This window comes from Candidatus Krumholzibacteriia bacterium (assembly GCA_035268685.1).
In the GTDB taxonomy this organism is placed as follows: Bacteria; Krumholzibacteriota; Krumholzibacteriia; order JAJRXK01; family JAJRXK01; genus JAJRXK01.
On sequence record DATFKK010000081.1, the window covers coordinates 1 to 5281 of the forward strand.

The 5281-nt window shown below is 69.0% G+C and carries 4 protein-coding genes; all 4 read right to left on the bottom strand.

Going from position 1 to position 5281, the window contains the following annotated elements:
• Positions 1 to 1677 (bottom strand): transketolase (locus tag VKA86_07975; GenBank protein HKK71141.1); only part of this gene is annotated, 1677 nt, incomplete at its 3' end.
• 205 nt (positions 1678 to 1882) lie between these two features.
• A complete protein-coding gene (locus VKA86_07980; protein HKK71142.1) occupies positions 1883 to 2512 on the bottom strand; it encodes an HAD family phosphatase in 630 nt (209 codons plus the stop codon).
• Positions 2509 to 4176: a tetratricopeptide repeat protein gene (locus VKA86_07985; protein HKK71143.1), complete on the bottom strand. Its 1668-nt coding sequence runs from the start codon at positions 4174 to 4176 to the stop codon at positions 2509 to 2511. The genes VKA86_07980 and VKA86_07985 overlap by 4 nt, the downstream gene beginning before the upstream one ends.
• Positions 4177 to 4325: 149 nt before the next feature.
• The coding region (trpS, locus tag VKA86_07990) for a tryptophan--tRNA ligase (protein HKK71144.1) at positions 4326 to 5281 on the bottom strand (956 nt) is incomplete at its 5' end.

Consider the following 5281-nt stretch of genomic DNA (forward strand, 5'->3'; position numbering starts at 1 on the left):
GCTGTCGTCGGCGGTCTCCGGTCCGGAGTGGCCGGCCACCCAGATCACCTTGCCGGTCTTCAGCTCGCAGTCCTGGGCCAGCTGACTGAACAGGCGCATGGGGCCGTACTTCAGGTAGCTGAAGCTCCCGTAGGTCGAGCACGCGCCGTAGAAGCCCAGGAACTCCCGCTCGGGATCGTCGCTCATGTTCACGCTGGCGATCCCGCAGCTGATGCCGCTGTTGGTGAACTCGGTGATCTCCTGGGGCAGCAACGAGCCCTCGGGGTTCTCGTTCCGCTCGTAGCGGCCGAAGTTGTCGAGGCCGTCGAAGTCCTTGGCGAATCCACTGATGTTCGTGGAGTCGGCCAGGTCGGCGCTCATCGCCAGCACCAGGGGTCGTCCGTACTTCTGCTTGCAGGTGCTGTTGAGGTAACTCCCGAAGGTCGCCAGCGCCGCGCGATTGGGCGCCTTCTCGCCGGGCTTCTTCCACATCGACTCCGGATAGTTCTCGAAGTCGAAGAGCGAGGCGTCGTTCGCCGGGTTGCCCTTGGCGCCCAGGGCGAACTGGGTCGGACGGGTGGGTACGCTCTCGCCGAGTTCGACCAGGCGGTTCGCCAGGTACTGCACGGTGTCGTCGTGCTTGCGCAGGACCTGGGCCACCTTGGCCATGTTGGTCTTCACCTGGTCGTACAGGGCCTGCGGATCGTCGGGGGCGGGCCCTTCGAAGCCCTCGAACTCCACCCCGTACTTCTCCATGAAGGGCTTCTTGGTGGCCCAGTACTCGGGGCTGTTGGTCTTGTGCGGCGCCCCGTGGCTGGCGTAGTCGTACTTGCCGTACTCGCGGCCCTTGCGTGTGCGCATCCAGGTGACGCCCGGGCGGTTCTGCTTGTCCTCGCCGCGGGTCATGCCGAGCAGGGCGCGGGTGACGTCGGGCCAGTCACTGCCGTTCTCGGCTCCGTGCACGCGGAAGCCGTAGGCGCCGAACCAGTCGTCGGGGGTGCCGGGGACCACGGTGCTCGCCGCGAAGGAGTCGATGCCGAAGTCGTTCCAGTCGAGCAGGTAGTTGAGGTTCGACAGGCCCAGTCCCCAGGCACTGCTCTTCGTCTCGTGGTGGGCGCCGGCGGTGTGGCCGCCCTCGCCCTCGTAGGCGAAGACGTTCACCTCCTCCATGCCCGCCCGCTTCAGCGCCATGGCGATGCCCGCGGCCGGCGGCGCGCCGTGGCCGCTCGGACCGGTGTTCGCCTTGAAGAACAGCGTCTTGCCCTCCATCTCGGCGTGGCCGGCCAGGCCGCCGCGGCGGCGGAAGGCGAGCAGGTCCTCCCAGACGAGCTGACGCTCCTCGGCGCGCGGGACGGCGTACTTCTCGTCGCCGGTCTGTTCGAGCAGGTAGCGCAGCGCCTCGTTGTAGACGGGCAGCGTGCCATAGACCAGCGGGGCGCAGTGGCCGGCCACGAGCACGAAGCGGTCGCCGAAGGGCAGTTCGGGCCGGCGGATGTCCCAGCGCATGGCGCCGCTCAGGGTGAGCGCGACGAGGCCGTGCACCTTCGAGCGGCTGCCCCCCGGGTGCCCGCTCTGCCGGTAGTTCAGCATCATGTCGATGTACTGGTCGATGCAGTCCTTGATCACTTCCCAGTGCGGGTAGTTGGCCTGCTGCTCGCGGACCAGGGCCTCCAGATCGGGTCCGGTGGTGGTGCTCACGGCGCGCCTCGCTGGTTTCGGGTGAGGAGATCGGGGCCGGAAGTCGTTCCGTCACAACGGAAAAGGCCGCTCGGGCCGCTCGTGCGTGCACGGAACGCACACGCGTCGGAAGTTTGTCACAGGGCCCGGGGGGCGGCAACACCACCCGGCTGCGTTTTCGCCTGATTTTCGGCTCAGCAGTGTGACCTCGGTCCACCGCGCGGGCTCACACCACGAAGTCCAGGGACGCCAGTTCCCGCCGGAGCTCGTCCACCGTCTCGAAGCGATGGGTCCGGATCCCGAGGGCGCGGGCGCCGGCGAGGTTCTCGTCGAGGTCGTCGGTGAACCAGGCCCGGTCGGCGTCCACGCCGAGTCCGTCGAGGGCGTGACGGAAGATGGCGGGCTCGGGTTTGAGCGCCCCGACCTCGTGGCTGACGCTCACGTGGTCGAAGCGTTTCCGCAGTCCGAGCCGGTGGTCGAGGGTTTCGAAATGCAGAGGATTGGTGTTCGACACCAGGGCGAGCCCCGCCTGCGGCTGCAGGCGGTCGACCAGCTCCAGCGACGCGGGCCAGGGCTCGAACATGTCGCACCAGAGTTCGACGAGCCACGCGTCGTCGATCCGTCGCTCGGGGTCGAAGCGTGCATGGAGGGACTCGAGGAATGCGGTGTCGTCGATCCCGCCCCGGCCGTAGGCGTCGACCGGGCCGTTCGGGTCGAGGATCCACTCTCGGATCTCGTCGACCGACACGCCATCGAGCCGGTCGGCGAATCGTCGCAGGGAGTCGTTCCAGTCGTAGCCGACGAGCACCCGCCCCAGATCGAAGAGCAGGGCGTCGGGGCGCGTCAAGTCGGTCATCGGCCGCTCGTACGCAGCTCTTCGGCGATCGCGTAGTACTCGTTCGCCGTGTCCTCGTCGCCGAGGTTCGTGTAGCAGATCGCCATGTTGACGTACACGGCCCGCGTCTCGCGGATGGCCAGCGTCTTCTCGTACTGCAGCAGGGCGTCCTCGAGGCGTCCGGCCAGCTGCATCGAGAGGGCCAGGTTGTAGCTGATCGCGTAGTTGCCGGGTTCGAGTTCGAGCGCCTTGCGGTAGGCCTCGATGGCTTCGTCGTAACGCTCGATCTCGCGCAGGGCGTTGCCCAGGCTGTAGTGCGCCCGCCAGTTGCCCGGTTCGAGGGCGGCGACCATCTGGAAGTTCTCCGCCGCGTCGCGGTGTTCGTCGATCTTCGCCTGCGCGAAGCCCAGTTGGTAGAGATCACGCGCGTCGGGGCCGAAGCGATCGATCAGGCGCTGGTAGATGTCGGCCGCGCCGGTGAAGTCGTCGGTCTTGCGGTAGGCAGTACCCAGCGCGCGGTAGGCGTCCTTGTGTGCGGGGTCGAGTTCGACCGCGCGTTCGAGGTGGGGGATCGCCTCGCGGAAGCGACCCTTCTTGCTCAGCACCACGCCCATGTTGTAGGAGGCCGCCGCACCGCCCTCGCCCAGTTCGACCGCCCGGCCCAGGGCTTCGGACGCACCCTGCGTGTCGCCCAGGCTGGCGAGCACCTCGCCCAGGTTGGCATTCACGCCGGAGAACTCGGGGTCGATGGCCACGGCCTTCCGGTAGGCGCTCGCCGCGCCCCGCAGGTCGTTCTCCTGCTCCTTCACCAGACCGTCGAGGAAGTGGACCATGGCCGAATCCGGCCGGCGGGTGCGGGCCTCGTCGACCAGCTCCCGGGCGGCGGACACCTTCCCGGCGTCGAGGAGCCGGCGCGCGGGTTGCAACCAGGCGGCGTCCTTGTCGCTGCCCATCGCCCGGACCTCGGCCCAGTTCTCCAGGGCGTCCTCGGGGCGGTCGTCCTCGACGGCGAGGCGAGCGCGTTCCATGTAGGCGAACTCGATGGTGTCGCGCAGGTCCTCGCCGCCCTCGGTGTCGAGCAGTCGGGGCCGCGACTCCAGAGTGCGGGCCAGCTCACCGAGTTCGTCGTAGCTCGCCTCGCGGTCGTCGCCCAGGTAGGAACGCGTGTATTCCTGGAGGAGGGCCACGGCGTCCTCGGCCGTGACGCCTTCGGCCGCGGCGCCTTCCAGCCAGATCGCCCGCGCGGCTTCGACGTTGCCGGTCTCGAGTTCGGCGCGTCCGAGGAGTGCGTGGCCGCGGACGTCGTCGGGGGCCATCGCGCGGTAGGTACCCAGGGGGACCTTCGATTCCTCCCAGCGCTCCATCCGGACGAGGACCATGCCCAGGTTCAGGTGCGAGGCCGGCTCCTGCGGTGCCGCCTGCAGCGCGCTGATGAACGCGTCCCGGGCGGCCTCGAGCATGCCCTCCTCGGTGTACAGGATCCCCAGACGCGTCCACGCGTCCCCGTTGGTCGGGTCCTTCTCGACGGCGGCCTCGAGGTCCAGGATCCGCACCGCCGAGTCGGCGGCGGGATCGGTCCCCGCAGTGTCGGGGGGCGCCGTCTGGGCGCGGACCGGTCCGGAGACGGCGAGCGCGAGCACGCCGAGGACGATCAGGGACACCAGTGGGTTCGTGGGACGTGCCATGGTTCCTCGTGCCGGGAGTCGGACGGAAGGGGACGGCCGCGTCTTCTGCGGCTGCCCGGGAAAGATGCCGGAGCGCGGGGACCGCCGCAACGGCCGCGCCGGATCGGGGTCGAGGCTTGAACCCCCGCCCGGCGACCGGGGTTCCGGACTCAGACGGGCCGGCCCAGGAGGCCGGTCGCGTCGCGGCAGCGTTCGAGCGTGGCGCGGGCGATCTCGCGAGCCCGCCGGGCGCCGTCGCGCAGGACGTCCTCGACGGTGTCGGGATGGGCCACCAGCTCCTCGCGCTTCTCGCGGGCGGCGGCGAAGGTCTCGTCGATGCGGGCGAGCAGACGCTTCTTCGCGTCGCCGTAGCCGATGGATCCGGTGCGGTAGGCCTCTTCCATCGCGGCCACCTCGTCGTCGGACGCGAAGAGCCGGTACAGCGACAGCACGTTGTCGTCCTCCACCGGAAGGGGCTGGCCCAGGTCGATGGGCTGGGTGACGACGCCCATCACCGCCTTCTTCAACTTCTTGCCCGCCGCGAAGATCTCGATGGTGTTGCCGTAGCTCTTGCTCATCTTCGCGCCGTCGGTCCCGGGCACCTTCGGCGTCGGCGACAGCTGCCACTCGGGTCGCTTCAACAGGTCGTCGCCGAAGGCCGCGTTGAACGACTGCGCCATGTCCTGGGTCATCTCGACGTGCTGCACCTGGTCCTGGCCGACCGGAACCACGTCGGCGTCGACGATCAGGATGTCGGCCGCCATGAGCACGGGGTAGTAGAAGAGTCCGACCCGCGGGGTGATGCCGCGGGCGACCTTGTCCTTGTAGCTGTGCGCGCGCTCGAGCAGTCCCGTGCCGGTGACGCTGGCCAGCAGCCACGCCAGTTCCTGCACCTCGGGGACGTCGCTCTGCCGGTAGAACATCGTGCGCTCGGGATCGAGCCCCAGGGCGAGGTAGGCGATGGCCACGTCGCGGACGTTCTCGCGCAGCGTCGACGCATCGTGCACGGTGGTCAGTGCATGGTAGTCGGCGATGAAGTAGCAGCACTGGTTGCCGGCGGGTTCCTGCAGCTCGAGGTGCTGCTTGATGGCCCCGAACCAGTTGCCCAGGTGCAGTTTTCCGGAGG